The 24,387-nt window shown below is 54.3% G+C and carries 23 protein-coding genes and 1 pseudogene; 13 read left to right on the forward strand and 11 right to left on the reverse strand.

What is annotated here, in order from left to right:
- Window positions 1-28: 28 nt before the first annotated feature.
- A complete protein-coding gene (gene lpxM, locus GBC03_15480) occupies window positions 29-1,000 on the forward strand; it encodes a lauroyl-Kdo(2)-lipid IV(A) myristoyltransferase (GenBank protein QFS71503.1) in 972 nt (323 codons plus the stop codon).
- A 42-nt stretch (window positions 1,001-1,042) separates the two neighbouring features.
- On the opposite strand, the gene pyk is transcribed toward lpxM, so the two are convergent.
- A complete protein-coding gene (pyk, locus tag GBC03_15485; GenBank protein QFS71504.1) occupies window positions 1,043-2,485 on the reverse strand; it encodes a pyruvate kinase in 1,443 nt (480 codons plus the stop codon).
- A 249-nt stretch (window positions 2,486-2,734) separates the two neighbouring features.
- On the reverse strand, window positions 2,735-3,604 hold the full coding sequence (gene hexR, locus GBC03_15490; GenBank protein QFS71505.1) for a transcriptional regulator HexR: 870 nt from the start codon (window positions 3,602-3,604) through the stop codon (window positions 2,735-2,737).
- A 330-nt stretch (window positions 3,605-3,934) separates the two neighbouring features.
- Between hexR and zwf the strand changes: the two genes are divergently transcribed.
- The 3 genes from zwf to eda all read left to right on the forward strand — a co-directional run bounded on the left by zwf (window position 3,935) and on the right by eda (window position 8,133).
- Complete coding sequence (gene zwf / locus GBC03_15495) at window positions 3,935-5,410, forward strand: glucose-6-phosphate dehydrogenase (GenBank protein ID QFS71506.1); 1,476 nt, start codon at window positions 3,935-3,937, stop codon at window positions 5,408-5,410.
- Window positions 5,411-5,644: 234 nt separating this feature from the next.
- Entirely contained in the window at window positions 5,645-7,456 is a 1,812-nt protein-coding gene (edd, locus tag GBC03_15500; protein QFS71507.1) for a phosphogluconate dehydratase, read from the forward strand.
- 35 nt (window positions 7,457-7,491) lie between these two features.
- A complete protein-coding gene (gene eda / locus GBC03_15505) occupies window positions 7,492-8,133 on the forward strand; it encodes a bifunctional 4-hydroxy-2-oxoglutarate aldolase/2-dehydro-3-deoxy-phosphogluconate aldolase (GenBank protein QFS71508.1) in 642 nt (213 codons plus the stop codon).
- Window positions 8,134-8,237: 104 nt separating this feature from the next.
- Here eda and purT read toward each other — a convergent pair whose 3' ends face one another.
- Window positions 8,238-9,416: a formate-dependent phosphoribosylglycinamide formyltransferase gene (gene purT / locus GBC03_15510; GenBank protein QFS71509.1), complete on the reverse strand. Its 1,179-nt coding sequence runs from the start codon at window positions 9,414-9,416 to the stop codon at window positions 8,238-8,240.
- A 131-nt stretch (window positions 9,417-9,547) separates the two neighbouring features.
- On the opposite strand from purT, the gene yebG reads away from it, so the two are divergent.
- The 4 genes and pseudogenes from yebG to ptrB all read left to right on the forward strand — a co-directional run bounded on the left by yebG (window position 9,548) and on the right by ptrB (window position 13,166).
- A complete protein-coding gene (yebG, locus tag GBC03_15515; GenBank protein QFS71510.1) occupies window positions 9,548-9,838 on the forward strand; it encodes a DNA damage-inducible protein YebG in 291 nt (96 codons plus the stop codon).
- A gap of 73 nt (window positions 9,839-9,911) precedes the next feature.
- Entirely contained in the window at window positions 9,912-10,265 is a 354-nt protein-coding gene (locus GBC03_15520; GenBank protein ID QFS71511.1) for a hypothetical protein, read from the forward strand.
- A gap of 94 nt (window positions 10,266-10,359) precedes the next feature.
- Complete coding sequence (locus GBC03_15525; GenBank protein ID QFS71512.1) at window positions 10,360-11,019, forward strand: DUF533 domain-containing protein; 660 nt, start codon at window positions 10,360-10,362, stop codon at window positions 11,017-11,019.
- 87 nt (window positions 11,020-11,106) lie between these two features.
- A pseudogene (gene ptrB, locus GBC03_15530) lies at window positions 11,107-13,166 on the forward strand (oligopeptidase B).
- Here the strand turns inward: ptrB and exoX are convergent.
- The 3 genes from exoX to GBC03_15545 form a co-directional block, all read right to left on the reverse strand.
- A complete protein-coding gene (gene exoX, locus GBC03_15535; GenBank protein ID QFS71513.1) occupies window positions 13,163-13,825 on the reverse strand; it encodes an exodeoxyribonuclease X in 663 nt (220 codons plus the stop codon). The pseudogene ptrB and the gene exoX sit on opposite strands and share 4 nt — an antisense overlap.
- A 23-nt stretch (window positions 13,826-13,848) precedes the next feature.
- Window positions 13,849-14,505: a carbon-nitrogen hydrolase family protein gene (locus tag GBC03_15540; GenBank protein ID QFS71514.1), complete on the reverse strand. Its 657-nt coding sequence runs from the start codon at window positions 14,503-14,505 to the stop codon at window positions 13,849-13,851.
- 109 nt (window positions 14,506-14,614) lie between these two features.
- Window positions 14,615-14,845 (reverse strand): DNA polymerase III subunit theta, encoded by a 231-nt coding sequence (locus tag GBC03_15545; GenBank protein ID QFS71515.1) that lies wholly within the window; start codon window positions 14,843-14,845, stop codon window positions 14,615-14,617.
- A gap of 137 nt (window positions 14,846-14,982) precedes the next feature.
- Between GBC03_15545 and yobA the strand changes: the two genes are divergently transcribed.
- The 4 genes from yobA (at window position 14,983) to pphA (ending at window position 17,659) form a co-directional block, all read left to right on the forward strand.
- A complete protein-coding gene (gene yobA, locus GBC03_15550; protein QFS71516.1) occupies window positions 14,983-15,357 on the forward strand; it encodes a CopC domain-containing protein YobA in 375 nt (124 codons plus the stop codon).
- A 2-nt stretch (window positions 15,358-15,359) separates the two neighbouring features.
- Window positions 15,360-16,232 (forward strand): copper homeostasis membrane protein CopD, encoded by an 873-nt coding sequence (copD, locus tag GBC03_15555; GenBank protein QFS71517.1) that lies wholly within the window; start codon window positions 15,360-15,362, stop codon window positions 16,230-16,232.
- A gap of 16 nt (window positions 16,233-16,248) precedes the next feature.
- On the forward strand, window positions 16,249-16,587 hold the full coding sequence (locus GBC03_15560; GenBank protein ID QFS71518.1) for a DUF2511 domain-containing protein: 339 nt from the start codon (window positions 16,249-16,251) through the stop codon (window positions 16,585-16,587).
- A 409-nt stretch (window positions 16,588-16,996) separates the two neighbouring features.
- Complete coding sequence (gene pphA, locus GBC03_15565) at window positions 16,997-17,659, forward strand: protein-serine/threonine phosphatase (protein QFS71519.1); 663 nt, start codon at window positions 16,997-16,999, stop codon at window positions 17,657-17,659.
- Here pphA and GBC03_15570 read toward each other — a convergent pair whose 3' ends face one another.
- From GBC03_15570 to yebS, 5 genes are all read right to left on the reverse strand, one after another.
- A complete protein-coding gene (locus GBC03_15570; GenBank protein ID QFS71520.1) occupies window positions 17,660-17,851 on the reverse strand; it encodes a DUF1482 family protein in 192 nt (63 codons plus the stop codon).
- A 101-nt stretch (window positions 17,852-17,952) separates the two neighbouring features.
- Window positions 17,953-18,192 carry a DUF1480 family protein gene (locus GBC03_15575; protein QFS71521.1) on the reverse strand — a complete coding sequence of 80 codons (240 nt, stop codon included), beginning with the start codon at window positions 18,190-18,192 and terminating at the stop codon, window positions 17,953-17,955.
- A 111-nt stretch (window positions 18,193-18,303) separates the two neighbouring features.
- A complete protein-coding gene (rsmF, locus tag GBC03_15580) occupies window positions 18,304-19,743 on the reverse strand; it encodes a 16S rRNA (cytosine(1407)-C(5))-methyltransferase RsmF (protein QFS71522.1) in 1,440 nt (479 codons plus the stop codon).
- A 77-nt stretch (window positions 19,744-19,820) separates the two neighbouring features.
- Window positions 19,821-22,454 carry an MCE family protein gene (locus GBC03_15585; protein QFS71523.1) on the reverse strand — a complete coding sequence of 878 codons (2,634 nt, stop codon included), beginning with the start codon at window positions 22,452-22,454 and terminating at the stop codon, window positions 19,821-19,823.
- On the reverse strand, window positions 22,423-23,706 hold the full coding sequence (gene yebS, locus GBC03_15590; protein ID QFS71524.1) for a membrane integrity lipid transport subunit YebS: 1,284 nt from the start codon (window positions 23,704-23,706) through the stop codon (window positions 22,423-22,425). Before yebS ends, GBC03_15585 begins: the two co-directional genes overlap by 32 nt.
- 130 nt (window positions 23,707-23,836) lie before the next feature.
- On the opposite strand from yebS, the gene GBC03_15595 reads away from it, so the two are divergent.
- Window positions 23,837-24,334 carry a GAF domain-containing protein gene (locus GBC03_15595; protein ID QFS71525.1) on the forward strand — a complete coding sequence of 166 codons (498 nt, stop codon included), beginning with the start codon at window positions 23,837-23,839 and terminating at the stop codon, window positions 24,332-24,334.
- Window positions 24,335-24,387: the final 53 nt, after the last annotated feature.

Consider the following 24,387-nt stretch of genomic DNA (forward strand, 5'->3'; position numbering starts at 1 on the left):
TTTTCGCGTCATCAGGCACTGGATAAGCATGGAAACAAAAAAGAATAACATTGAGTACATCCCTGAGTTTGAGAAGTCTTTTCGCCATCCACGCTACTGGGGCGCTTGGCTGGGCGTCGCGGCGATGGCGGGTATTGCCTTAACGCCTGCGTCTTTTCGCGACCCGCTACTGGCGAAACTGGGCCGTTTTGCCGGACGTCTGGGTAAAAGCTCGCGTCGTCGGGCGCTGATCAACCTGTCCTTATGTTTTCCTGAGCGTAGCGAAGCCGAACGCGAGGCTATCGTCGATGCCATGTTTTCTACTGCGCCGCAGGCCATGGTGATGATGGCGGAACTGGCGATTCGCGGCCCGGAGAAAATACAGTCGCGCGTTGACTGGGAAGGCCTTGAAATCATCGAGGAAATGCGCCGCAACAATGAGAAGGTGATCTTCCTGGTGCCGCACGGTTGGGGCGTGGATATTCCGGCGATGCTGATGGCATCACAGGGACAGAAGATGGCGGCAATGTTCCATAATCAGGGAAATCCGGTGTTTGATTACGTCTGGAACACGGTTCGTCGCCGCTTTGGCGGTCGTTTGCATGCGCGTAATGACGGCATTAAACCGTTTATCCAGTCCGTACGACAGGGTTACTGGGGATATTATCTGCCGGATCAGGATCATGGTCCTGAGCACAGCGAATTTGTTGATTTCTTTGCCACCTATAAAGCGACGCTACCCGCCATTGGTCGACTGATGAAAGTGTGCCGTGCGCGCGTGATCCCGCTGTTCCCGCTGTATAACGGTGACACTCATCGGTTGACGATTCAGGTGCGCCCGCCGATGGACGATCTGTTAACCGCAGACGACAACACCATTGCCCGGCGAATGAACGAAGAGGTGGAAATTTTTGTTGGCCCTCATCCCGAGCAATATACCTGGATCCTGAAACTGCTGAAGACCCGAAAACCGGGTGAAATCCAGCCTTATAAGCGCAAAGATCTCTACCCTCTCAAATAAAAAAGGCCTCTCGAAAGAGAGGCCTTTTGCATCAGTAGACAATTACTCGACGGTCAGAATACGCGTAGTATTGGTCGAACCGATGGTGCTCATCACGTCACCCTGAGTCACGATAACCAGATCGCCTGATACCAGGTAGCCTTTGTCACGCAGCAGATTCACCGCTTCGCTTGCCGCGACAACGCCATCCGCCGCGCTGTCGAAATAGACCGGCGTAACGCCACGGTAAAGCGAGGTCAGGTTCAGCGTACGCTCATGTCGGGACATGGCGAAAATCGGCAGGCCAGAACTGATGCGAGAGGTCATCAGCGCAGTACGACCGGATTCGGTCATGGTAATGATCGCGGTAACCCCTTTCAGGTGGTTCGCTGCATACATGGCGGACATTGCAATCGCTTCTTCAACATTGTCGAATTGAATATCCAGACGGTGTTTAGAGACGTTGATGCTGGGGATTTTTTCTGCACCCAGGCAGACGCGAGCCATCGCCGCGACGGTCTCCGCCGGGTACTGGCCTGCGGCCGTCTCGGCTGACAGCATGACCGCATCGGTACCATCCAGCACGGCGTTTGCGACGTCCATCACTTCCGCACGGGTCGGCATTGGGTTGGTAATCATCGACTCCATCATCTGGGTCGCGGTAATCACGGCACGGTTCAACTGACGTGCACGACGAATCAAGGCTTTCTGGATGCCGACCAGTTCCGGATCGCCAATCTCAACGCCGAGATCGCCACGTGCGACCATCACCACGTCAGAGGCCAGAATGATGTCATCCATCGCATTCTGATCGCAGACCGCTTCAGCACGCTCAACTTTTGCCACAATTTTGGCATCGCAGCCTGCATCGCGCGCCAGGCGGCGAGCGTAGTTCAGATCTTCACCGCAGCGCGGGAAAGAGACCGCCAGGTAGTCAACGCCAATCAGGGCGGCGGTAACGATGTCGGCTTTGTCTTTTTCGGTCAGGGCTTCTGCGGAAAGACCGCCACCCAGTTTGTTAATGCCTTTGTTATTGGAAAGCGGGCCGCCCACGGTCACTTCCGTGAACACTTTCATGCCCTGAACTTCCAGCACTTTTAACTGCACGCGTCCATCGTCGAGCAGCAGAATATCGCCAGGTACCACGTCTGCCGGCAGACCTTTGTAGTCAATACCGACTTTTTCTTTGTCGCCTTCACCTTTACCCAGGTTGGCATCCAGGAGAAATTTGTCACCGATGTTGAGGAATACTTTGCCTTCTTTAAAGGTAGAGACGCGAATTTTTGGCCCCTGGAGATCACCCAGAATGGCCACGTGGCGTCCCAGTTTGGCAGCTATCTCACGAACTTTATCCGCGCGCATTTTATGATCTTCTGGCGAACCGTGAGAGAAATTCATTCGTACGACGTTAGCGCCAGCGGCGATAATCTTCTCAAGATTGTTATCGCGGTCAGTAGCCGGGCCTAATGTCGTAACGATTTTGGTTCTGCGAAGCCTTCTGGACATGTAATACTCCGTTGACTGAAACAACTAGGTGTTGCGTGAACAATAAACCGGTCGTTCTGAAAACCTTCTACACCCGCCATACTTCACGTTGCCTGTGCGTTGGCTTCCTCGCTCACTCCAGTCACTACCTTAAGTCAGCTTCTGGGGATTCGCTGCGTTGCCGCCTTCCCGCAACGCGAATTATTTAGGGTCTACAAAGCATAGCGAACAAAACCGGATGATGAATTTAAGTCGGACTTATTATTGCTGTTAGCGGTCATTACTCTTGATGAGCAGTTCTTTATCAAAACGCGATTCCTTGAGCGCTTCTTTGACACGCTTCAAGTTATCTCTGAATTTTGCCCCACGACGCAAAGTAAATCCCGTAGCCAGCACATCTATCACGGTCAACTGCGCAAGTCGAGAGACCATGGGCATATAAATGTCAGTATCTTCCGGCACATCGAGGGTAATTGCCAGCGTTGCTTCACGTGCCAGCGGCGTATCGGCGGAGGTTAACGCAATCACCATGGCATCGTTTTCACGCGCAATCTGTGCCAGTTCGACCAGACTCTTGGTGCGACCAGTGTGTGAAATCAGCACCACCACGTCATCGTCGCTACAATTCATACAGCTCATCCGTTGCAAAACGACGTCGTCGGAGTAGATAACCGGGACGTTGAAACGGAAAAACTTGTTCATGGCATCATGCGCGACGGCGGCAGAAGACCCCAGCCCAAAGAACGCGATTTTCTTTGCCTGCGTCAGCAGATCCACCGCGCGGTTGATCGCCGATTTGTCCAGCGACTGGCGAACGTGGTCAAGACTGGCCATCGCCGATTCGAAAATTTTGCCCGTATAGGACTCGACGCTGTCATCTTCATCCACATTACGATTAACATAAGGGGTACCATTTGCCAGACTTTGTGCCAGATGCAGTTTAAAATCAGGGAAGCCACGGGTTTCCATGCTGCGACAAAAGCGATTCACCGTCGGTTCGCTGACGTCGGCTTCTTGTGCAAGCGTGGCAATACTGCAATGGATGGCCCGTTCAGGCGAGGCAATGATGACATCGGCGACTTTGCGTTCAGATTTGCTCAAATGTTCCAGCTGAGACTGGATCTTTTCCAGCATATTCATGATGTAGACTCAAAGATATGACGATTTCAGCAATACAAGAAATCGAGAGGCAATTTTGGTAGATAGTACCCCTGCTAACCTGAGAAGGGGGCAAAATGGTCAGAATAGTTGTTGTTTTTTTTCATTACATGATCAGCATCGTGTTTTGACTCAACGTTATGCGTCGCAAATCGACGACGTTTTTGACCATTTTGCGCCGTTAAACGCCAACCGCACGGTGGGTTAAGCGTTTACGGTTTCCGGAATCACGTAAAAGCAGTACAGTGCACTGTAATAAAATTACAAGTAATGCCTGGCAAAGTACCAGGATAGCTAACTAAGGAGAATGACATGGCGGTAACGCAAACAGCCCAGGCATGTGACCTGGTCATTTTCGGCGCGAAAGGCGACCTTGCGCGTCGTAAATTGCTGCCTTCCCTGTATCAACTGGAAAAAGCCGGTCAGCTCAACCCGGATACCCGCATTATTGGGGTAGGCCGTGCCGACTGGGACAAAGATGCCTACACGAAGGTCGTGCGCGAAGCGCTCGAAACCTTCATGAAAGAGAAGATCGATGAAGGATTGTGGGACACCCTGAGCGCTCGCCTGGATTTCTGCAATCTGGACGTGAACGACACTGCGGCATTTACCCGTCTGGGAGAGATGCTTGATCAGAAAAATCGCACTACGATCAACTACTTCGCGATGCCACCAAGCACTTTTGGCGCAATCTGTAAGGGGCTCGGCGAAGCGAAACTGAATGCCAAACCGGCGCGCGTAGTGATGGAAAAACCGCTCGGAACTTCACTGGCGACCTCTCGCGAGATCAACGATCAGGTCGGTGAGTATTTTGAAGAGTGCCAGGTTTACCGTATTGACCACTATCTGGGGAAAGAGACAGTTCTGAACCTGCTGGCGCTGCGTTTTGCCAACTCCCTGTTTGTCAATAACTGGGATAACCGCACGATCGATCATGTGGAAATCACCGTGGCAGAAGAGGTGGGCATTGAAGGACGCTGGGGCTATTTCGACCAGGCCGGCCAGATGCGCGACATGATCCAGAACCACCTGCTGCAAATTCTGTGCATGATTGCGATGTCGCCGCCGTCGGATCTGACCGCTGACGCCATTCGTGATGAAAAAGTGAAGGTACTGAAGTCGCTACGTCGCATTGATCGTTCCAATGTACGCGAAAAGACCGTACGCGGTCAGTACACCACCGGCTTTGCGCAGGGCAAAAAAGTGCCGGGTTATCTGGAAGAAGAGGGCGCGAACAAGAGCAGTAACACCGAAACGTTTGTGGCTATCCGCGTGGACATTGATAACTGGCGCTGGGCGGGCGTACCGTTCTACCTGCGTACCGGTAAGCGTCTGCCGACGAAATGCTCTGAGGTTGTGGTTTATTTCAAAACCCCTGAGCTAAACCTGTTCAAAGAGTCCTGGCAGGATCTGCCGCAGAACAAACTGACCATTCGTCTGCAGCCGGATGAAGGCGTGGATATTCAGGTTCTGAACAAAGTCCCGGGTCTTGACCACAAGCATAACCTGCAAATTACCAAGCTGGATCTGAGCTACTCCGAAACCTTCAATCAGACGCACCTGGCGGATGCTTACGAGCGCCTGCTGCTGGAAACCATGCGCGGTATTCAGGCGCTGTTTGTGCGCCGTGATGAAGTGGAAGAGGCGTGGAAGTGGGTCGACTCCATCACCGAAGCGTGGGCGATGGATAACGATGCGCCGAAACCGTATCAGGCAGGGACATGGGGACCGGTCGCCTCCGTGGCGATGATTACCCGTGATGGTCGTTCCTGGAATGAATTTGAGTAAAAAAGCGTCTAACTCTTCCGTGTTATTTTACCGGTAACATGATCTAACACAGATTGTTGAACAATTTTTGCACTTTTAAGCCTCGTGTGGATTCACCCACGAGGTTTTTTTTATTACACTGCCTGAAACGATTTTGCCCCAGAGCTCCGGCTAACAAGCGTTTCCTGTGTTTTAAACCACAGTAAATGAACTTGCCAAACCTACCGCTCTGACAGATAAATTTCAGGAGCTTCTATGAATCCTAATTTGTTACGCGTAACACAACGTATTGTTGAACGTTCCCGTGAGACCCGTTCTGCCTACCTCTCTCGTATAGAACAGGCTAAATCCTCAACCGTTCACCGTTCACAACTGGCATGCGGGAATCTGGCGCACGGATTCGCGGCCTGCCAGCCAGACGATAAAGCCTCTCTCAAAAGCATGTTGCGTAACAATATTGCGATCATCACCTCCTACAATGACATGCTCTCCGCACATCAACCCTACGAACATTACCCGGACATCATTCGCAAAGCGCTGCATGACGCGAACGCGGTCGGGCAGGTAGCGGGCGGCGTTCCGGCAATGTGCGACGGCGTGACGCAGGGTCAGGATGGTATGGAGCTTTCGCTGCTGAGCCGCGAAGTGATCGCGATGTCCGCCGCGGTCGGGCTGTCCCACAACATGTTCGACGGCGCGCTGTTCCTCGGTGTTTGTGACAAAATTGTCCCGGGTCTGGCGATGGCGGCGCTGTCATTCGGTCATCTGCCGTCCATCTTCGTGCCATCAGGTCCGATGGCGAGCGGCCTGGCCAATAAAGAAAAAGTCCGTATTCGTCAACTCTATGCCGAAGGTAAAGTTGACCGTATGGCGCTGCTGGAATCTGAAGCGGCCTCCTACCATGCGCCGGGTACGTGTACATTTTACGGTACCGCGAACACCAACCAGATGGTGGTGGAGTTCATGGGGATGCAACTGCCGGGATCTTCTTTTGTCCACCCGGATGCTCCGCTGCGTGAAGCGCTGACGGCGGCGGCGGCGCGCCAGGTGACGCGTCTGACCGGTAACGGCAACGAATGGATGCCAATCGGCAAAATGATTGATGAGAAAGTGGTAGTGAACGGGATTGTCGCGCTGCTGGCGACCGGCGGTTCAACAAACCACACCATGCACCTGGTGGCGATGGCTCGTGCTGCAGGTATCCAGATTAACTGGGATGACTTCTCCGATCTTTCCGACGTCGTGCCGCTGATGGCGCGTCTCTATCCTAACGGTCCGGCGGATATTAACCACTTCCAGGCTGCGGGCGGCGTTCCGGTCCTGATGCGCGAACTGCTGAACGCGGGTCTGCTGCATGAAGACGTCAACACGGTAGCCGGCTTTGGTCTGAAGCGCTACACCCTGGAGCCGTGGCTGAACAATGGCGAACTTGACTGGCGTGAAGGCGCGGCCAAATCGCTGGACAGCAATGTGATTGCCTCTTTCGACCAGCCGTTCTCCCATCATGGTGGCACCAAAGTGCTGAGTGGTAACCTCGGTCGTGCGGTCATGAAAACGTCCGCTGTACCGGTTGAGAATCAGGTGATTGAAGCGCCGGCCATTGTTTTTGAAAGTCAGCATGATGTTTTACCGGCTTTTGAAGCGGGTCTGCTGGACCGTGACTGCGTGGTTGTTGTGCGTCATCAGGGACCAAAAGCGAACGGAATGCCAGAATTACATAAACTCATGCCGCCACTTGGTGTATTATTGGACCGTCGTTTCAAAATTGCGTTGGTTACCGATGGTCGACTTTCCGGTGCTTCCGGTAAAGTGCCTTCAGCCATCCATGTCACCCCGGAGGCTTATGATGGCGGTTTGCTGGCAAAAGTACGCGATGGCGACATTATTCGGGTGAACGGACAGACAGGTGAATTGACGCTGCTGGTTGATGAGGCGGAGCTTGCCGCTCGTCAGGCTCACATCCCGGATCTGAGCGCATCGCGCATTGGAACGGGGCGTGAAATGTTCAGCGCGCTGCGTGAGAAGTTGTCCGGCGCGGAACAGGGCGCAACCTGTATTCATTTTTAAGGCATATTTTGTAATCAGTCGAGAGAAGAACTCTGATGAAAAACTGGAAAACAAGTGCAGAAACAATCCTGACCACCGGCCCGGTAGTCCCGGTGATCGTTGTGAATAAACTGGAACACGCGGTGCCGATGGCAAAAGCGCTGGTTGCGGGCGGGGTGCGCGTACTGGAAGTGACCTTACGTACCGCCTGCGCGATGGATGCTATCCGTGCTATCGCCAAAGAAGTTCCGGAAGCCATTGTGGGAGCCGGTACGGTGCTGAATCCGCAGCAACTGGCAGACGTCACCGCTGCCGGTGCACAGTTCGCAATCAGCCCGGGTCTGACCGAGCCACTGCTGAAAGCGGCAACCGAAGGCACAATCCCGCTGATCCCGGGCATCAGCACCGTTTCTGAACTGATGCTGGGCATGGACTACGGTTTGAAAGAGTTCAAATTCTTCCCGGCAGAAGCCAACGGCGGTACGAAAGCGCTGCAGGCTATTGCGGGTCCATTCTCTCAGGTGCGTTTCTGCCCGACTGGCGGCATCTCCCCGGCCAACTACCGTGATTACCTGGCGCTGAAAAGCGTGCTGTGCATCGGCGGTTCCTGGCTGGTGCCGAACGACGCGCTGGAAGCCGGTGATTACGATCGCATCACCAAACTGGCGCGTGAAGCGGTTGAAGGCGCGAAGCTGTAAGCTATCAACGTGTAAGCCGTGAGCCCGATAAGACGCGTTAGCGCCAGTATCGGGCTTTGCCGGATGGTGGCGCTAATGCCTTATCCGGCCTACAGATCTGTTCCTTAACCTGCCACTTTCACCTGTGCCGCCGCGTTCTTCGCACGTTCAATCGCCTCATCAACGTTGTCAGCCGTTGCCAGCGCCACACCCAGGCGACGCGTTCCATCAATTTCCGGCTTACCAAAGAAACGAACCTGCAAACCGGCACCGACGGCGTTCTGAACATTGCCAAACGTCACGTCCTGACTGGTCAGTCGCGGTAAAATTACCGCAGAGGCGGCCGGACCATACTGACGAATGGCACCCACGGGCAGGCCAAGGAAGGCGCGCACATGCAGGGCAAACTCCGACAGATCCTGAGAAATCAGCGTCACCATGCCGGTATCGTGCGGGCGAGGGGAGACTTCGCTGAAAATAACTTCATCACCGCAGACAAACAGCTCCACGCCAAACAGACCATGACCTCCCAGAGATAACACCACCTTACGGGCAATTTCCTGAGCGCGTTCCAGCGCCAGCGCGCTCATCTGCTGCGGCTGCCAGGATTCACGATAATCGCCGTCCTCCTGACGATGACCTACCGGGGCGCAAAAGTGGACGCCGTCGACGGCGCTTACGGTGAGCAGGGTAATTTCAAAATCAAACTTCACGACGCCTTCAACGATCACCCGACCTGCACCCGCGCGACCGCCCTGTTGCGCGTAGTCCCACGCCTGCGTCAGTTGCGCTTCAGTACGAATGAAGCTTTGCCCCTTGCCGGAAGAACTCATCACCGGTTTTACAATGCAGGGATAACCGATTTCAGCCACGGCGGCGCGGAAGGTGGCTTCGCTGTCGGCGAAACGGAAGGTCGAGGTGGGCAGCGCCAGTTCTTCCGCCGCCAGACGGCGGATACCTTCACGGTTCATCGTCAGCTTTGTCGCGCGTGCACAGGGTACGACGTTCAACCCTTCCTGTTCCAGCGTCACCAGCATGTCCGTGGCGATGGCTTCAATCTCCGGTACGATATAGTGCGGTTTTTCCAGTTCAACGATGCGGCGAAGCGCGTCGCCATCCAGCATATTGATGACGTGTGAACGATGCGCGACGTGCATTGCCGGCGCGTCGGCATACCGGTCCACCGCGATGACTTCCACACCGAGGCGTTGGCACTCGATGGCCACTTCTTTACCCAGTTCGCCTGAACCCAATAACATCACTCGAGTTGCTGCCGGACGCAGCGCTGTGCCTAATAACGTCATGAATATATCCCCCAACAAATTTGGCCGCAGTATATACGAAAACGTTTGCGTCTGTCTTTATTGCCAGGTTGATTTCAGCGGTAAAATAGAATATACTGTACATAAATACAGTAATATTGAGAGGCTGCAACATGGCGGTTGAAGTTAAATACGTAGTCATTCGGGAAGGTGAGGAAAAAATGTCATTTACCAGCAAAAAGGAAGCCGATGCGTATGACAAGATGCTGGATACGGCGGATCTGCTCGACACCTGGCTTGAACAGTCGCCGTTAGCACTGGAAGACGAACAGCGTGAAGCGCTGTCGTTGTGGCTGGCAGAACAAAAAGAGGTGCTGAGCACCATCCTCAAAACCGGTAAGTTGCCTTCTCCGCAGGCGGTTGAGAACGACGCCTCTGCCGGAGACGATACTCAGGCGGCCTGAATCTGACTTGCGCTCCTGACGTTTTGTACCATGCTTTTTCCTGAATCAATGTGCTATTGGGTAAAGGAAAAGTATGAAAAGAACAGGTGCGTTAATCAGCCTGCTGTTGTTAGGCGCCAGTCTGTCGGTATCTGCTGCGGACACTGACAGTAAAACCGTGAAATTCCCCCCGTGTGAGGGTCTCGATGCGGCAGGCATTGCCGCAAGTGTGAAACGTGATTATCAGCAAAATCGCGTGGTGCGCTGGGCAGACGATCAAAAACGGGTGGGGCAGGCCGATCCGGTTGTCTGGGCTAATCCGAAAGAGATTACAGGGCAGGACGGGAAATGGACGGTGCCACTGACCGTGCGTGGAAAAAGCGCGGATATTCATTATCAGGTGAAGGTCGACTGCAAGGCCGGCACGGCGCAATACCGCCAGCAATAGCGCGAACATTTGCGCATCTTTAGCGCTGGCAGACATTTCCTGACATCCCCTCGGGTACGCTTTGAGAATTCATTGTCAGTACTTGAGGGATAAAATGGCTAACTGGCTTAATCAATTACACTCTCTTCTCGGGCAAAACGGATCGTCTTCGTCCTCTTCGGGGGAACAGGGATTAAGTAAGCTGCTGGTACCCGGTGCGCTGGGTGGCCTGGCAGGGTTACTGCTCGCCAACAAATCTTCCCGCAAACTGCTCAGCAAATACGGCACCAGTGCGCTGTTGGTCGGTGGCGGCGCGGTGGCGGGTAGCGTGTTGTGGAACAAGTACAAGGATAAAGTTCGCGCGGCTCATCAGGATGAACCGCAGTTTGGCGCGCAAAGCACACCGCTGGATGTCCGTACCGAACGCCTGATTCTGGCGCTGGTTTTCGCGGCGAAAAGCGACGGTCACATCGACGCCAAAGAACGGGCGGCAATCGAACAGCAGCTACGTGAAGCGGGCGTTGAAGAACAGGGGCGCGCATTCATCGAACAGGCGATTGAACAACCGCTGGATCCACAGCGTCTGGCGCAGGGGATCCGCAACGAGGAAGAGGCGCTGGAGATCTATTTCCTCAGTTGTGCAGCCATTGACATCGACCACTTTATGGAACGTAGCTACCTGAACGCGCTGGGCGATGCGTTGAAGATCCCACAGGATGTCCGCGACGGCATTGAGCAGGATCTGAAACAGCAAAAACAGGCGCTACCCGGTTAACCGAATACCGTCGGCGGCATGTTTCGCTTGCATCATTCGTCAGTTTTGCCACCCTTAGAGGGTGTATAAAGACGAAAGAACAATGACATGCTGCCGAAAGCCAATCGCATTCCCCACGCCATGACTCTCCATGGCGACACACGCATTGATAATTACTACTGGCTGCGGGACGACACCCGTTCGCAGCCGGATGTGCTGGATTACCTGAAACAGGAAAACTGCTACGGACATCAGGTTATGTCTACGCAGCAGGCGTTGCAGGAACGTGTGTTGAAAGAAATTATCGATCGCATTCCTCCCCGTGATACTTCTGCACCGTATGTGAAAAACGGTTATCGCTATCGCCATCTCTATGAACCCGGATGTGAGTACGCCATTTATCAACGTCAGTCGGCGCTAAGCGAGGAGTGGGATGACTGGGAAACGCTGCTCGACGGCAACAAGCGGGCGGCGCACAGCGAGTTTTACACCCTGGGGGGACTGGCGATCACGCCGGATAACACCATCATGGCGCTGGCGGAAGATTACCTTTCTCGCCGTCAGTACGGGATCCGTTTTCGCAATCTGGAAAACGGTAACTGGTATCCGGAGATGCTGGATAACGTGGAACCCGAGCTTGTCTGGGCGAATGACTCGCTGACCTTCTACTATGTGCGTAAGCATGAGACGACGCTGTTACCCTGGCAGGTCTGGCGACACACCATCGGTACACCGTCGACGCAGGACGAACTGATTTACGAAGAAAAAGACGACACCTTCTACGTTAGTCTGCACAAAACGACATCCCAACATTACATCGTCATTCATCTGGCTAGCGCAACGACCAGCGAAGTTTTGCTGCTGGATGCCGAACTGGCCGATGCCGAACCGTTCATCTTCCTGCCACGCCGCAAGGACCACGAATACAGCCTCGATCACTATCAGCATAAGTTTTACCTGCGCTCGAATCGCGAGGGTAAAAATTTTGGCCTCTATCGCACCCGTGTGCGCGATGAGAAACGGTGGGAAACGCTGATCCCGGCGCGGGAAGCTATCATGCTGGAAGGGTTTACCCCTTTACCGACTGGCTGGTGGTGGAAGAGCGCCAGCGCGGCTTAACCAGCCTGCGGCAGATCAATCGTAAAACCGGCGAGGTCGTAGGGATCGCCTTTGACGATCCGGCCTATGTCACCTGGCTTGCTTACAACCCGGAACCGGAAACGTCGCGCCTGCGCTATGGCTACTCCTCAATGACCACGCCGGACACGCTGTTTGAACTGGATATGGATACCGGCGAACGACGGGTGATTAAACAGACGGTGGTGGCGGGATTTGACGCCGCGAACTATCGCAGCGAACACCTGTGGATCACCGCGCGTGATGGCGTCGAGGTGCCTGTCTCGCTGGTGTATCATCAGAAGCATTTTCGCAAGGGACAAAATCCTCTCCTGGTGTACGGCTACGGTTCCTACGGTGCCAGCATAGATGCCGATTTCAGCAGCAGCCGCTTAAGTTTGCTGAATCGCGGCTTTGTTTATGCCATCGTCCACGTGCGTGGCGGAGGCGAGCTGGGGCAGCAGTGGTATGAAGACGGTAAATTCCTGAAAAAGCGTAATACCTTCAACGACTATCTTGATGCCTGCGATGCGCTGATAGCCCAGGGCTACGGCTCGCCCTCCCTGTGTTATGGCATGGGAGGGAGCGCGGGAGGAATGCTAATGGGTGTGGCAATCAACGAACGTCCCGAACGTTTTCATGGCGTGGTTGCCCAGGTACCGTTTGTGGATGTGGTGACCACGATGCTCGATGAGTCGATCCCCCTGACGACCGGCGAGTTTGAAGAGTGGGGGAATCCGAAAGATCCGCAGTATTACACCTACATGAAAAGCTACAGCCCGTACGATAACGTCAGGGCGCAGGCATACCCGCATCTGCTGGTCACCACCGGGCTGCATGACTCGCAGGTTCAGTACTGGGAACCGGCGAAATGGGTGGCGAAACTGCGCGAACTGAAAACGGATGACCATCTGCTGCTGTTGTGTACCGACATGGATTCCGGGCACGGCGGAAAATCAGGCCGTTATAAATCCTGGGAGGGGGTTGCGCTGGAATTTGCTTTCCTGATTGGCCTGGCGCAGGGGACGTTGCCTGGCAACCGTGCGGCTTAAGCGTTATCCAGATAGTGCTTGAGAGTTAAACGCAGCTCCGGGCTCATGCTGTCAAGGTTGTTAAACAGCCAGCGCAGGTAGCCCGGATCGCGCTCAGCGACATCCGAGACAGCTTTGCCACGATACTTACCAAAGGTAAAGGTGGTCAGCAACCCCGGTCGCCCGGTGATGTCGACCATCTGTTCTGTCGTCCAGCCGGAGGTATTCATAATATCGATGAGCAGCGCGGCGGTGATATAGCAGTCATAGAGTGCGCGGTGATGGTGAAGTCCCACAGGGGTTTGCACATTCAGTTTGCGTGACTTGTAGAGCGCCATATTGCTGTACTTAATACCCGGCCAGAGGCGGCGGGAAAGCTTCATGGTGCAAATCCACTCGCCCGGCATGTCTGGCAGCACGCGGCGGTCAAAGCTGGCGTTATGTGCCACATACCATTCACTGCCGTAATAGTGGGGAATGACCTCTTCAATCCACGGTTTATCGGCCACCATCGCTTCAGTAATGCGGTGAATCGCCATGGCCTGCGGCGAGATAGGTCGGTCAGGGCGCACCAGGTGGCTCATAGGATTCACTATCTTACCGTCAACCACGTCGACAGAGGCGATCTCTACAATCCCGCCCTGCAGGCCACAGGTTTCAGTATCGATGATGCGCAGCATGTAAAACTCCTGACCGAAAACGATTAGCGTAATGGAATGATATCACCTTGCCAACCCTGCGCTGTGCGCTGTCCTGTTAATAACAGTGAACCGCGGTCGGCACGGACAATTAATTGCCCGCTTTCATCCCACAATGCGCTACTTCCCCGCGCATTGGCCATCAGTACGGCAATCGAGAATTTATGCGAGAAGCGTTGTAATCGTGACGTTGAGGTGAGCAACTCGGATTCGCTGACGCTTTGACTGGTTGTAAACAGAGAACACGCCGGATCCATATCAACACCTTCCGGTTGTTCATCCACCACGCTGATGGTTTTCAGGTCTTCACACAGACACGCGCCGTGGCTTTGATGAAACATGCGCGGTGAGGTTACCCACGGGGCGAAAACGGCAATCCCGGTGACGAAGCGGTTGTTATGCTCGACTGGAAGACCGGCAATGATCGTCATGCGGTGCGCGTGGGCGGCCTGAGAGAGCGGCTGTAGCAGACTGATATCCGGCGGTGCGGGCAGCGACTGCGATTCGTCCATGCAACCGAGTAATGAAAGTGAGGGAAACACTAACAGTTCACACTGTTGTCTGGCTGCCGCCTCGATGAAATTCAGATGATGAGAGATATGTTCGCGAATAGACGTTTTTAGCGGTTCATACTGTGCTGCGGCTATTTTCCAGCGTGACATAATGACTTCCTTTTCATAGTGTCTACAATCATCCTTAAATCATAGAATAAGAATGTACTTATACTGTAGCAGCCAATATGTAAGGATACGTAACTTTACATCAAAGATATTACTTAGGTTTGGGCTCATACGGTAAGCGTGACAACGAAACGGACGCCAGACGGTGGGCGATCAGACGTTCGCGAAACCATTCGCGCAGATGAGCGGGTTGCTCGCGTTCTACGACTTCGGCGACAACGGGCATGTTGTAGCGCTCTTTAAACGCGACGCCAGCAGCGGCCAGGTCAACGTTTACCTTGTCCATTTCAGCCTGTTCAAGCTGAGCCAAATTTTTGTGCATGGGCTTCTCCTTTGGTATTGCGCGCAAAAGTTACTAAGAGTCTGCCATAATGGCAAGCCGCAATTGAAGATTGTCGACGCGAACATTATAGAAGGTTATCCTCACAGGATAAGGCATTACAAAAGGGAATAGTTGATATGGTCTCTCCTGCACGTACTTTTCGCTATACGCTCCTTTTTCTGGCTTCAGCCCTGGCGGCTCCGACCGTATGGGCCCATGCGCATCTGACCCACCAGTATCCGGCCGCGGAGGCCGAAGTTGCCGCCGCGCCACAGGCGCTGACGCTTAATTTCTCTGAAGGTATCGAGCCTGGATTCAGCGGGGCGACGATTACCGGTCCGAAACAAGAGGGAATCAAAACCCGTCCGGCAAAGCGTAATGAACAGGATAAGAAACAGCTGATCGTCCCGCTCGATGAAACGCTGAAGCCGGGTCAATACACGGTGAACTGGCACGTGGTGTCCGTCGATGGACACAAAACCAAAGGACAGTATACTTTTAGCGTGAAATAAACATGCTGACGCTGACCTGGGTTGCACTCCGCTTCATCCATTTTACCGCCCTGATGCTGGTGTTTGGCTCTGCGCTTTACGGCGCGTGGCTGGCACCGCTCTCTATCCGCCGTCTGATGAGCCGACGGTTCTTACGTCTGCAACAGCATGCTGCATGGTGGAGTTTTCTGAGTGCGTTACTGATGCTGGCGATCCAGGGCGGGCTCATGGGCTCCGGCTGGCAGGATGTTATCTCCGTTCCGATCTGGGTTGCCGTATTGCAAACCCAGTTTGGCGGGGTGTGGCTCTGGCAGATCGTTCTGGCGCTGGTCACGCTGGTTGCCGCGCTGATTGTGCCGCGTAATTTACCGCGACTATTACTGCTCTTAACCCTCGCGCAGTTTGCACTACTGACGGGAGTTGGGCATGCCACGCTGCACTCTGGCGTTATTGGCGCGCTCCAGCAGACAAATCATGCACTGCATCTGATTTGCACTGCGGCCTGGTTTGGCGGTCTGTTACCGGTGATTTACTGCATGGACATGGCAAGAGGACGCTGGCAGCAGCAGGCGGTTTACACCATGATGCGTTTTTCACGCTATGGGCATCTCGCCGTGGCAGGTGTGTTGCTTACCGGTATCGCCAATGTGTTGTTTATACAGGGTTTTTCACTTCCATGGCGGACCGTCTGGGGGCAACTGCTTTTGCTAAAATGTGCACTTGTCCTGCTAATGGTGGCAATCGCACTGGCGAATCGGTATCTTCTCGTACCACGAATGCGCCAGGATAGTCGACGCATCAATCTGTACTTTATTTGGATGACGAAGATCGAATGGGGAATCGGCGCCGTCGTGCTGGCAATTGTCAGTTTGTTTGCGACGCTGGAACCGTTCTGAGGGACAGGCAAAACTCATGAAAAAAATGATTCTCTCTTTGCTGCTTCTGACCAGTTCAGGGGTTGCACTGGCGGCACCGCAGGTCATTACCGTGAGCCGTTTTGAAATCGGCAAAGATAAGTGGGCGTTCAATCGCGAAGAGGTCATGCTGACCTGTCGGCCCGGAAACGCGCTGTATGTGATTAACCCCAGCACGCTCGTTCAGTATCCGTTGAATGATATCGCGCAAGAGCAGGTGGCAAGCGGCAAAACGAATGCACAACCTCTGTCGGTGATTCAGATTGACGATCCGGCAAAACCGGGTGAAAAAATGAGCCTGGCACCGTTTATCGAACGAGCAGAAAAACTCTGTTAATTCCCAAAAGTATCTTTCTGATTTCCAATAAAAAACCGCAAGCCTTCTGCTGAGGGTCTTGCGGTTTTTACATTTCAGTCAGTGACTACCACCGTTTTTTTCCGGCCGCATAAGCCGCGGACTGGAAAACCTGGCGTCGTCATCTATTCTTAAAAGGCAAGGCGACTTAGCCTGCATTAATGCCAACTTTTAGCGCACGGCTCTCTCCCAAGAGCCATTTCCCTGGACCGAATACAGGAATCGTATTCGGTCTCTTTTTATCTGTAGAACGGATGCTTTTCCTGAGCCAAACGGCGTTTCGCACCTATCATTCTGAGTAAACCATACCTACACCCAGGCATAAACGTCCAGCGTTTTTTGCTGCTATTGTTAAATTTGTGTTAGGGCGTGACTGAGGACAAAAACTCTCATGAAACAGCCTGAAAAGAGTTACCAAATGATCGAGGGGGCGCACTGGCGGCACATCTGGGTAGTCGGGGATATCCACGGCTGTTTTGCGCTGTTGATGGCGAAATTACGGGCCTGTCGCTTTGACCCCTGGCAGGATCTGCTGGTTTCGGTGGGCGATCTCATCGATCGTGGTCCTGACAGTTTGCGCTGTCTGCAACTGCTGCATAAGCGCTGGATGGTGGCGGTCAGAGGGAATCATGAACAGATGGCGATAGATGCCTTGCGCACGTCTCAATGGTCGCTGTGGACGATGAATGGCGGAGGCTGGTTTACGATGTTGCCTGAGCAGAAACGGCATCAGGCCACGCTGGCACTGGAGTACTGCCAGCAATTGCCGTGGATCCTGGAGCTGCATTGCCGCGAGGGGACGCATGTGGTTGCCCACGCTGATTACCCGGAAGACGTTTATCAGTGGCAAAAACCGGTTAACCTTACGGAGGTGCTGTGGCGACGTGCACGACTGAGTGCGCATCTTGCGGGAGATGGGGCCGCTATTGTCGGCGCTGACCATTTCTGGTTTGGTCATACGCCGCTGCATCAACGCGTTGACAGCTACAATCTTCACTACATCGACACGGGGGCGGTATTCGGCGGTGAGTTAACGCTGGTACGACTGCAGTGATTAAAAGTCACTGTATTGCTGCGCGGGTGCCCAGAATCCATCGATAAAATCCTCTACCGGGAAGCAGCCACCCTGGCGAATTCGTTGATCGTCCATATAATACAGACACTGCTGCTCGGTATCGTAAACATCCACTACGATATCTTCGCAACCGCCATCCAGATAACAGACAAACAGAACCAGTGCGAACATCCTATCCTCATTTTGTACAGCTCTGACAAAAGTGTAGGAGGAATTAACGCAGGCGGGAAGGGGGAAATAAATAACCCGCCGATAGACGGGTTCTTTTTGAATCAGGCAAGACGCATGATCCAGGCATCAGACTTACGATCGTAATGGTTGCGAAAGAGGACCGAATGTTCTCCGTTGAGAAGGGCAGGAATGCTGGTCTCATCGTCCCAGGCATCCAGCTGCATGCATAAATCCGGATCGGATTTACACGGAATGGTTAACGTTCGGTCTCCCGGCGACTCGCCGTGTAACTCGGCATCGTCAATTTCAAAGGCGCCAATGCGCACACTGGTTTTCATCATCGTGCTCTCCGTTGGTTTGCTGATTGTGGTACGACCAGTTAGGCCGTCCATTTCTCAGCGTAGACAACGCAGGCAAAAGCGCCAGTCAAAAAATGCGCAAATTTCCCGATTTCAGACGTTACCGGTAAACAATTTGCCATCACGAACCAGTTCTCGCGGGTAACTGTTTTTCAGCCGTGAACCGATCCGTTTGGCGAGGCCAATCGGCTGATGCTGGAAGGTCACCAGCACATCGTCAGTGGCGGGGGCGGTCTGCGGGTAAACATCGCGCCCGCGATACCACTCTTGCGCCTCCTGGTGCGACAGTTCAAACGCACTGCGGTGATTCACATCAGCCAGCGCGATGACCGCTTCGTGCTGCCAGCGATAACCTTTGTTATGGGTTTCTGCCAGCTTAATGCCGAGGCGAGAGAAGCGGACTTTACCGATCAGCGGTTCAATCTCCGCCGGGAAAAGCCAGACCTCTTTATCGCGCTGCCAGAGGTGCAGGTTTTCATCCCAGAGCAGGCCGAGGGCGCTAGCCGCCTGGGCTATATTCGCGCCTTCGCGACCTTTGACGGGGGTGAAAGGGAAGTTACCCACTTTGTACTTCGGCGCAGGCAGCGCGGGAATGGACGCTGTTTTACGCAGACGAGCAACGAAGAATCCTTCGCAGTCATAAATCTGCGGAAAGACATGCAGGAAACCTTCGGCTGTTAGCGCCTGCGTTGCCTCAGGAAAAAGATCGTCTAACGGTAAAAATTCCACTGCCTCAGGCCAGGTCTCTTTCAGCCAGGCAAGCACCGATTCGTTTTCATCACGATTTAACGTACAGGTCGAATAGACCAGGGTACCGCCAGGGCGCAGGGCGTGAAACGCACTTTCGATCAGTTCGCGCTGGGTTGCGGCAATCTCATGATTGCTTTCCACGGACCAGTTTTTCAGCGCATCCGGATCTTTTCGCACAACGCCTTCACCCGAGCAGGGGGCATCAAGCAAAATCGCGTCGAACATTTCCGGCAGTGCTGCACCGAATACGCGGCCGTCAAAATGGGTCAGCGCCACGTTATTGATCCCGCAACGACTGATATTGGCATGCAGCACTTTCACCCGACTGGCGGAGTACTCGTTCGCAAGAATCGCCCCGCGGTTGCCCATGCGCGCTGCGATTTGCGTGGTTTTTGAACCCGGCGCGGCGGCAACGTCCATCACGCGGTTCGGCGAATTATCATCGGCAAACAAGGCGGCAACCGGCAGCATGGAACTGGCTTCCTGAATATAAAACAGGCCGCTCAGATGCTCGGCGGTACTGCCTAAGGGCAATGCTTCTTCGTCGTCGCGCTCAATCCAGAAGCCCTCTTCACACCAGGGAACCGGCGTCAGCGACCATCCATACGGGGCGGTTAAAGTGAGAAAATCGGCAACCGAAATCTTAAGGGTATTAACGCGGATGCTGCGGCGTAACGGGCGCTGGCAGGCGGCGAGAAAATCATCAAAAGAGAGGTGTGCAGGCATTGCCTCGCGCATTTGCGTCAAAAAGGCGTCAGGAAAATAAACAGCGTGTTGAGTCACGGGGGAGCACCACCGGCAGTAAAACAAGCGCGCAGTGTAGCATAAAGGCCCCGGCGCGAGCACGCCGGAGCCTGATATTAACGTGGCAGCGCGGTGCCCCATTCACGCCACTCTTTCGGCTCACTTTCCAGCAGCAGGAAGTGTTTCCCGGCCTGCGCTTTCGGTGCCAGCGGGGTGCCTGGCGGCGTGGCGAACGCAATGCCGCCGCGAATGAACTGATTAAAGGTGCCGGTCTTCACGACGCCGCCCGTCAGGCCAAAGTCCAGACTGTATCCGGAGGCCAGCCAGAAGACGGAGTTATTGCGGACCAGATGCTGATAGCGTTGACTGATGCGCAAGGCGATCATCACGCGGTCAGACAATGTGCCGAGCGTCATGCCGGTTACCGTACCGACTTCAATCCCACGGAACAGCACCGGCGTACCGATCGCCAGCGAGCCTGCTTCGGGGACTTCGAGCACAATACTCAGCCCGTCAAGGTAGCGCGAGTCAGTAATGGTCGCTTCCTGCAGTTCGAAGTCTCGACGTGGATTACCCCGACCCGGCTCGACGTTGATGTAGGGTTGCAGGATAGTGTCGAGATGCTCCACGCCAGCGGCCGAGATCTGCGGTGTAATCACGGAGAAGCGCGTCCCGCCACGGGCAAAGGTCTGCACGTACTCCGGATACAGTACCGCCTTCGCCTGTACCTCGTTGCGCGAGGTGAGCAGTTCAAGCGTCTGAATCTGTCCGATATCAATGCCGAGGTAGCGAATCGGCATCCCGGCAGCCAGTTTCCCGGCATCAAAAGCGTGGAGTGTAATTTGCCCCCCGACCGCACGCGCGGCGGTTTCAGAGGCGTACAAAATACGCTTATCGCCTTTGCGCTGGCTGGCGCTGGCGCCGCTCAGGTTATCAAAGCTGATTGCACCCTTCAGCGCGCGCGACAGGGGAGAGGCTTGCACGGTCAGACCGCTGCCGTTGAGCTGCACTTTAGCCCCGCCTTCCGCCCAGAATACGCTGTTGCTGGTCAGCAGGTTGCGGTACTCAGGCTTAATGTGGAGATCGATGTCAAAGGCGTCGGCGCGGGGGCGTACGGTGATCACTTCGCCCACCTCAAATTTACGGTACAGCACCACGGAACCGGCCTGCACGTCCGGCAGCGTTTCCGCACGCAGACTCAGGGTGGTGGTCGGCAGATCGCTCAGACTGTTCTCCACCGCTTTTTCCAGGTTGGCATACAGCGGATAACTGGACTTCATTTCTCCTTTGCTGCCCGGCAATATGCGGATACCGCCGCTTATCCATTCGCTGGCGCTGGCACCAAGAAATTCAACGCCATCCAGACCCACTTTGACATCCACACGACTGTTGACCACGAATTTACTGTCACCCTTAACCAGGTCGCGATGCTGTGGATCGACCGCCGCGGTGAACTCGACCCCTTTGCTGGTTAGCTTACGTTCGATCACCTGGCCTACCTGGACACCGTGGAGGATCAGCGGTTGACCCGCCTCGATACCGTAGCTTTCGGGCGCGGTCAGGGTAAACGTCAGAACGTCAGGTTCATGAAGCAGGGCTTTTTCACCAGGGACAACCACGAACTCGCTGCGCGATTCACCGGTACCGGGCACCAGTTCAAAGGTTTTGCCCGTCAGCAACGAACTGATGTTAGCGTCACTTAGCGACAGTTTGGGACTGCGCAGTTCAATGCGAGTGCCGTCGCGTAGCAGCGTCACAACGCTGGGATCAACGGTCATTTCGCCGGTGACTTTACCGCCCGGCTCTAAATTCAGTTTGGTGAGTTCACCGACTTCCAGCCCCTGATACATGAGCGGGGTGGCGTTCGCTTTCAGCCCTTCGCCGCTGGGCAGTTCCAGCTTAACAATGACGCCGCGTTGGCTGTGCGCCAGATCGGCGTACAGGCCAAAGGTATCATCCTGATCCGCGACCTTTGAGTCGTCCGGGGAGTCAAAGGCAATGGCCCCGTTGACCAGGGCAGCCAGACTCTCCAGTTTGACCTTCGCACCGCTCAGACTGATGTCGGCATTGACCCCTGAAACATTCCAGAAACGACTGCCTTTCTTCACCAGGTTGGTAAAGCGGCGTTCAACCAGAACATCGATAGTGACGCCCTGTTTGTTTGGGTTAATGCTGTAATCATAAACCCTGCCGACCGGGATCTTACGGAAATAGACCAGCGAACCGCTGTTCAGCGACCCCAGATCGGGCGCATTAAGATGGATCATCAGGTCGCCGTTATCCAGGCGATATTTCGGCTGGGTATCAAGGGCGACGAAATGATCCTGCTCTTTACCTTTACCGGGCATCATGCCGATATAGTTACCGCCAACCAACGCATCAAGGCCTGAAACCCCCGCGAGCGACGCTTTGGGCGTCACCAGCCAGAACTGCGTGTCTTCGCGCAGGGCATCTTTCATGTCCGACTTAATGCTGACTCGCACCTCAATTTTTCGCAGATCCTGACTCAGGCTGATGTCCTGAACCGTACCCACCTCTACGCCCTGATAGCGAACGGGCGTACGGCCCGGTACGATGCCATCCGCAGACATGAAATCGATGGTCACGGTGTTACCGCGATCTTCATAACTGTTCCAAATCATCCATCCCGCGATCATTAACGCAATCAGCGGGAGAAGCCAGAATGGTGAGATACGGCGTTTAGTTTTAATCTGCGCTTCAGTCTGCGAAGCGGGCGTTTCCTGACTCATGTGCATCCCAAAGTAAGCGGCTGTCCAGCCATTCCACTGCAAGAATAGTCAAAATGACCGCTGAGCCGAAATAAAACGCAGCCGGTCCCATAGTAAAAGCAAGAATCTGGTCGCGGTTAATCAGCGACATGGTTAAGGCGATAACAAAAAGGTCCAGCATCGACCAGCGACCGATCCACGTGACCAGGCGCAAGAGTTGCATACGCGTGCGTAAACCCTGTTCGCATTTGAACTGAATGCTGAGCAACAGCGTAAACATGACGATCACTTTGGTGAATGGCACCAGAATACTGGCGATAAAGACCACGGCGGCCACGGCGACATTGCTGTTCGCCAGCGACAGGATACCGGACATGATCGTGTCTTCCTGTCGTCCACCGTTCACGTAGATAACCGAGATAGGCATCAGGTTAGCAGGCAGCAGCAAAACAATCGATGCCAACAACGCCGCCCAGCATTTTTGTACGCTCTGATTTCGGCGCTCACGCAAGGGAATATGGCAGCGCGGGCAGCGTCCACGCGGGTCCGGATAACCGGTAAAATGACAACCGAGGCAAATACGCAACTGCTCGTCCGGGCGTTTTGCCGGTCGCTGCGGATAAAAGCGTTCCCACAGCTGTTCAATGTTCAGATGCGACAGCGTCAGGATGCTAAGGATCACCAGTGCGATGAAGGCGTAAAGCCCCACGCCAGGCTGCAAAAAGGCGTAATCCTGAACTTTGATCGATGCCACGCCAATGCCCACCAGATAGATGTCCAGCATCACCCACTCTTTGAGTTTTTCCAGCATCAGCAGCACCGGGCGCAAATTCATGCCGAGAATATTGCCGAACCACAGGTAGGCAATCGCGCTCACGAGGATCAGCGGCGCGCCCGCAACGCAAAACAGCACCATCGTCGCGGTAATGGGATCGCCTTGCTGCGTCATCTGCCAGATCCCCTGCATCACGTTGGCATCAATGCGGATGCCCAGCAGATAGATATGCAGCAGAGGCTCGCCCCAGGCGAAGGGCATCAGCAACAGCATGGTGACAGCCATCGCCCCCAGGCGCGTCAGCGACCAGTCGCGACCATCACGAATTTTCGCCTGGCAGCGGGGACAGTACGCGCTCTGGTGAGAGCGCATCTTCGGCAGACTAAACAGCAGGTCACACTGAGGGCAACGCTGATAGTGCGCACTAGGCAGTGCTTCGCTGATGGATCGGATCGCTATTTTTTTCGTTGGCGTGATCTGGGGTGTCTTGAGAGCCATGTATCGCGAATCAAAGTGTTAGAATTATGTAATCTTAACTCATGACGGGAATGATCTTGAGCATTAACGCATTTAATGCTTATTTTAATAGGCTGGCAGTATCAGAGTAAGACAACTAAGTGATTATATAATGAACAAGACAGAGCTATACGCGGATCTGAACCGCGATTTTCAGGCATTAATGGCAGGAGAAACCAGTTTTCTGGCCACGCTGGCAAACACCAGCGCGCTGTTGTACGAACGTCTTTCGCAAGTGAACTGGGCGGGATTTTACCTGCTTGAGGGCGATACGCTGGTATTAGGTCCGTTTCAGGGCAAAATTGCTTGTGTACGGATCCCGGTGGGTCGCGGCGTGTGCGGCACAGCTGTTGCCCTAAACCAGGTGCAGCGGATTGACGACGTTCACGCGTTTGATGGCCACATTGCCTGCGATGCGGCCAGTAATGCGGAGATTGTCCTGCCAATAACCGTTAAGGGCCATATTATTGGCGTGCTGGACATCGACAGTACGGCGTTTGGGCGCTTCACCGCTGAGGATGAACAAGGTCTTTGCCGGCTCGTCGCGCAGCTTGAAACCGTGCTTGCAATGACGGATTACAAAAAATTCTTTGCGAGCATCGCAGGATAATCAACGGATACCGTAGCAATTACTGATGGCGTCATTATAATGACGCCTGTTCA

It is taken from the genome of Citrobacter telavivensis, assembly GCA_009363175.1.
GTDB classification, from domain to species: domain Bacteria; phylum Pseudomonadota; class Gammaproteobacteria; order Enterobacterales; family Enterobacteriaceae; genus Citrobacter_A; species Citrobacter_A telavivensis.

What these genes read in the sequence shown, in the direction of transcription:
- lpxM (QFS71503.1), top strand. Translation starts at nt 29, where the DNA reads ATGGAAACAAAAAAGAATAACATTGAGTACATCCCTGAGTTTGAGAAG.
- pyk (QFS71504.1), bottom strand. Translation starts at nt 2,485, where the DNA reads ATGTCCAGAAGGCTTCGCAGAACCAAAATCGTTACGACATTAGGCCCG.
- hexR (QFS71505.1), bottom strand. Translation starts at nt 3,604, where the DNA reads ATGAATATGCTGGAAAAGATCCAGTCTCAGCTGGAACATTTGAGCAAA.
- zwf (QFS71506.1), top strand. Translation starts at nt 3,935, where the DNA reads ATGGCGGTAACGCAAACAGCCCAGGCATGTGACCTGGTCATTTTCGGC.
- edd (QFS71507.1), top strand. Translation starts at nt 5,645, where the DNA reads ATGAATCCTAATTTGTTACGCGTAACACAACGTATTGTTGAACGTTCC.
- eda (QFS71508.1), top strand. Translation starts at nt 7,492, where the DNA reads ATGAAAAACTGGAAAACAAGTGCAGAAACAATCCTGACCACCGGCCCG.
- purT (QFS71509.1), bottom strand. Translation starts at nt 9,416, where the DNA reads ATGACGTTATTAGGCACAGCGCTGCGTCCGGCAGCAACTCGAGTGATG.
- yebG (QFS71510.1), top strand. Translation starts at nt 9,548, where the DNA reads ATGGCGGTTGAAGTTAAATACGTAGTCATTCGGGAAGGTGAGGAAAAA.
- GBC03_15520 (QFS71511.1), top strand. Translation starts at nt 9,912, where the DNA reads ATGAAAAGAACAGGTGCGTTAATCAGCCTGCTGTTGTTAGGCGCCAGT.
- GBC03_15525 (QFS71512.1), top strand. Translation starts at nt 10,360, where the DNA reads ATGGCTAACTGGCTTAATCAATTACACTCTCTTCTCGGGCAAAACGGA.
- exoX (QFS71513.1), bottom strand. Translation starts at nt 13,825, where the DNA reads ATGCTGCGCATCATCGATACTGAAACCTGTGGCCTGCAGGGCGGGATT.
- GBC03_15540 (QFS71514.1), bottom strand. Translation starts at nt 14,505, where the DNA reads ATGTCACGCTGGAAAATAGCCGCAGCACAGTATGAACCGCTAAAAACG.
- GBC03_15545 (QFS71515.1), bottom strand. Translation starts at nt 14,845, where the DNA reads ATGCACAAAAATTTGGCTCAGCTTGAACAGGCTGAAATGGACAAGGTA.
- yobA (QFS71516.1), top strand. Translation starts at nt 14,983, where the DNA reads ATGGTCTCTCCTGCACGTACTTTTCGCTATACGCTCCTTTTTCTGGCT.
- copD (QFS71517.1), top strand. Translation starts at nt 15,360, where the DNA reads ATGCTGACGCTGACCTGGGTTGCACTCCGCTTCATCCATTTTACCGCC.
- GBC03_15560 (QFS71518.1), top strand. Translation starts at nt 16,249, where the DNA reads ATGAAAAAAATGATTCTCTCTTTGCTGCTTCTGACCAGTTCAGGGGTT.
- pphA (QFS71519.1), top strand. Translation starts at nt 16,997, where the DNA reads ATGAAACAGCCTGAAAAGAGTTACCAAATGATCGAGGGGGCGCACTGG.
- GBC03_15570 (QFS71520.1), bottom strand. Translation starts at nt 17,851, where the DNA reads ATGTTCGCACTGGTTCTGTTTGTCTGTTATCTGGATGGCGGTTGCGAA.
- GBC03_15575 (QFS71521.1), bottom strand. Translation starts at nt 18,192, where the DNA reads ATGATGAAAACCAGTGTGCGCATTGGCGCCTTTGAAATTGACGATGCC.
- GBC03_15585 (QFS71523.1), bottom strand. Translation starts at nt 22,454, where the DNA reads ATGAGTCAGGAAACGCCCGCTTCGCAGACTGAAGCGCAGATTAAAACT.
- yebS (QFS71524.1), bottom strand. Translation starts at nt 23,706, where the DNA reads ATGGCTCTCAAGACACCCCAGATCACGCCAACGAAAAAAATAGCGATC.
- GBC03_15595 (QFS71525.1), top strand. Translation starts at nt 23,837, where the DNA reads ATGAACAAGACAGAGCTATACGCGGATCTGAACCGCGATTTTCAGGCA.